Origin of the sequence: Parapedobacter lycopersici, from assembly GCF_040395035.1 — a bacterium.
GTDB classification, from domain to species: domain Bacteria; phylum Bacteroidota; class Bacteroidia; order Sphingobacteriales; family Sphingobacteriaceae; genus Parapedobacter; species Parapedobacter lycopersici_A.
Map to the genome: position 1 here is coordinate 1 of NZ_JBEBRB010000121.1, position 4009 is coordinate 4009.

Below are 4009 nucleotides of genomic sequence, written 5' to 3' on the forward strand. Positions count from 1 at the left end.
AATACATCCAGCGTGAACTGATTAAGGTATCCACCGAAATCATCAACAACGCATACGAGGATACCACGGATATTTTCGATTTGCTGGACCACGCGGAAAAGAGCCTGTTCGACATTGCGCAGAACAACCTGAGGCGTGATACACGCAAGATGGACGACATCATGCGTGAGGCGGTGGAAGCGCTGGAAACGCTGCGCGACCGCACCGATGGCCTAACGGGAGTTCCTTCGGGTTTTACCGAGCTGGACCGGATGACCTCTGGCTGGCAGCCTTCCGACCTGGTGATTGTGGCGGCACGCCCCGCCATGGGTAAAACGGCTTTCGTATTGAGCTGTGCCCGCAATGCGGCGGTTGATCATGGAAAGCCGGTGGCGGTATTTTCATTGGAAATGTCGTCCGTGCAACTGGTTAACCGGCTTATCGCGGGCGAAACCGAAATCGAGCAGGAGAAGCTGCGCAAAGGCAACCTGGCCGACCATGAATGGACGCAGCTCCATTCGCGTATCGGCCGGCTTACCCAGGCACCCCTGCTGATCGATGACACTCCCGCGCTTAATATCTTTGAGTTCCGTGCGAAATGCCGGCGATTGAAAGCCCAGTACGATATCCAGATGGTAATTGTGGATTACCTGCAGCTCATGCATGGTAAGAACGACGGCAAAGGCGGAAACCGCGAACAGGAGATCGGTAGCATATCGCGGTCGCTTAAATCGGTGGCCAAGGAGTTAAATATTCCCGTGATTGCACTTTCGCAGTTGAGCCGTGCGGTGGAAAGCCGCCCGGGCGGAAGCAAGCGTCCCATGCTTTCGGACTTACGTGAATCGGGGTCTATCGAACAGGATGCCGACATGGTACTGTTCCTTTACCGTCCGGAATATTATGGCCTCACGGAAGACGAGGCCGGCCAGTCAACGGCCGGTGTTGGGGAGGTCATCATCGCCAAGCACCGGAACGGCGAAACCGGTACCGTACAGCTTCGTTTCATCGGTAAGTATGTGAAATTTGCCGACCTGGAGAATGACTTTTCTTTTGGCGGCGGTGATTTTCCGGCTTCCGGTTCATTCAGTGCCGGTCTGGGTCCGTCCGCGTCATTTGACCAGCCTGGCAGTATTACACGGCAGTCGCGCATGAATGACATGAATGATGATGCGCCTTTTTAAATGCGCAGCGGTCCCTCATCCGGTTTTCTGATAGTCTCCTTCTTTTTCGATTTATTAGCTGATTATCAAATATTTATGTTGTTTTCGGCGTTTTCGTAACTGTTCCGTTAGGCTACCGGCCTCCGTTTTTCCAAAATATTATCAAAAAATGACATGACCCGTTGGGGTTATGGCATGATTTTGTACCACGTCTTTCCAGTATTCATCCGTTCCTTTGACGTTATTTTGATTAGTTTGTGGAAGCGTTGCTTGATTTTTTAAATAACTTAACCAATCCTGATTGGATTGTTGCCCACGGTGGCCTGTATTTATTACTATTTATTGTTTTTGCTGAAACCGGTATTCTCATCGGTTTTTTCCTTCCGGGTGATCCCATTCTGTTTATCGCAGGTATTATCATTGCCAATTTGACACTGGGACCGGTAGACTCCGTGCTTACTCTGCTGTATTGGATTGCCCTGATTTCGGCGGCCGGTATAGTGGGTAATTTCGTAGGATACTGGTGCGGAAAATATTTTGGACACCGGCTGTTGCGGATGAAAGACAACTGGCTGTTTAAGAAGGAATATATTTTCCGTGCGCAGGAATTTTATGACAAGCGCGGCGGGATGGCCATTATTCTGGCACGTTTCCTGCCCGTTGTGCGGACATTTGCACCCATTGTGGCCGGTATCGTGAAGATGGATTTCAAGAAGTTTGCACTTTACAATGTGGTGGGCGGCATCCTTTGGGTAGGCAGTCTGGCAACCCTGGGTTACCTGCTCGGCGAGAACGCCTGGGTTCAGCGTAACCTGGAATACGTCATCATGGCAATTGTATTCCTCGCCACGGCGCCGGTGCTGCTCAAGCTGGGTACCGGTGCGGGGAAACGGAAGCAGGCAACGCCTGCGGTTGAGACGGAGACTGTCGAAGAGGAGTGCTAGGTGGGGTTTCGTGATCGGGTTTTGGGTACTTTTGCGGCCAGGCGTACCGAAGAACCCACCTAAATTCGTACCTTTACGGCACGATCACGAAACAGAAAAGACAGGAATTAATTTTGGATTATTTAGCTGGATTGAACCCCTCGCAGCGGGCGGCCGTGGAACAGACAAACGGCCCGGTCATGATTGTGGCCGGTGCGGGGTCTGGAAAAACACGCGTCATTACATACCGGGTAGCCCACCTGATCAAACAGGGCGTAGACCCCTTTCAGATTCTGGTGCTTACCTTTACCAATAAGGCGGCAAAGGAAATGCGCAACCGCATCACCGCGGTGGTGGGCGATGAGGCAAGGAACATCTGGATGGGGACGTTCCACTCGGTTTTTGCGAAGATATTGCGTGCGGAAGCCGAACACATCGGCTATCCGCGCAACTTTACCATATATGACACCGACGACAGCAAAAGCCTGCTCCGGGCCATTCTGAAGGAAATGCAGCTGGATGATAAGCTGTATAATGCCAATTTTGTATACAATCGCATCTCGTCGGCGAAGAACAACCTGATATCCGCCACGGAGTATAGCAGCAACGAGCAGATCCAGGCGGATGACTTCGCCAACGGCAGAGGCCAGCTCGGTCAGATTTACCTGACCTATACGCAGCGGTGCTACAAAGCCGGGGCCATGGATTTTGATGACCTGCTGTTCAAGACGAACGTCCTGTTCCGGGAGTATCCGGAGGTGCTGCACAAATACCAGCACAAATTTAAGTACCTCATGGTGGATGAGTATCAGGACACCAACTTTTCGCAATACCTGATTGTGCGAAAGCTGGCGGCAATTAACGAGAACATCTGCGTGGTGGGCGACGATGCCCAGAGTATTTACGCGTTCCGCGGAGCGAATATCCAGAACATCCTCAATTTTGAAAAGGACTATCCCGATCTGCGGGTATTTAAGCTGGAACAGAACTACCGTTCGACACAGAATATCGTTAATGCGGCCAACAGCATCATAGCGAATAATAAAGATCAGCTGAAGAAAAATGTCTTCTCCGAGAATGAGCAGGGCGAAAAAATCCGGGTAAACCGGGCATTCAGCGATAACGAGGAAGGAAAAATTGTTGCGGAAACCATTGCCCAGGAACGGGCGCTGCACGGCGGTAAATACCTCGATTTTGCCATTCTGTACCGAACCAATGCCCAGTCCAGGGCGATGGAAGAGGCACTTAGGAAGATCAATATCCCCTATAAAATTTACGGGGGTACCTCTTTTTATCAACGGAAAGAGATTAAAGACCTGATCGCGTATTTCCGGTTGGTATTCAATCCCAACGATGAGGAAGCCCTGAAACGGGTGATTAACTACCCGCGCCGGGGAATTGGCGACACTACGGTCGACCGCATCCTGGTGGCGGCCGACCAGCAGCAGATTACGCTGTGGGATGTGATCAGCAATGCCGCATCCTACCTGGACGGCCGGAGTGCGGGTGCGGTCGGCGCATTTGCTGTCCTGATCCAGGGTTTTCAGGTGGTGGCAAAAAACCATTCGGCATTTGACGCCGCCATGCATATCGCGCAGCATTCGGGTATACTCAAAGACCTATATGCGGATAAATCCGTGGAGGGCCTCAGCCGCTATGAAAATATACAGGAACTGCTCAACGGAATCAAGGAGTTCAGCGAACGCGAGGATATAGCTGAAAAGGGACTTGATGTTTTTATGCAGGACGTGGCGTTGCTGACCAATGATGATAATGACAAAGACCCCAATGCGGATACCGTTTCGCTGATGACCATCCACTCTTCCAAGGGGCTGGAATTTCCCAATGTATTTATTGTGGGACTGGAAGAGAACCTCTTTCCTTCGCAGCTTTCGCTCAATTCGCGCAGCGAGCTGGAGGAAGAACGGCGGTTGTTTTATGTGGCTG

3 protein-coding genes are annotated in these 4009 nt (G+C 51.4%); all 3 read left to right on the top strand.

Annotation, left to right across the window (positions count from 1 at the left end):
- A partial coding sequence (gene dnaB / locus ABWO75_RS13480) for a replicative DNA helicase (protein ID WP_353186374.1) occupies window positions 1-1160 on the top strand: 1160 nt, incomplete at its 5' end.
- 236 nt (window positions 1161-1396) lie between these two features.
- Entirely contained in the window at window positions 1397-2083 is a 687-nt protein-coding gene (locus ABWO75_RS13485; protein ID WP_353186376.1) for a DedA family protein, read from the top strand.
- A gap of 113 nt (window positions 2084-2196) precedes the next feature.
- Window positions 2197-4009: ATP-dependent helicase (locus tag ABWO75_RS13490; RefSeq protein ID WP_353186378.1), on the top strand; the 1813-nt coding region annotated here is incomplete at its 3' end.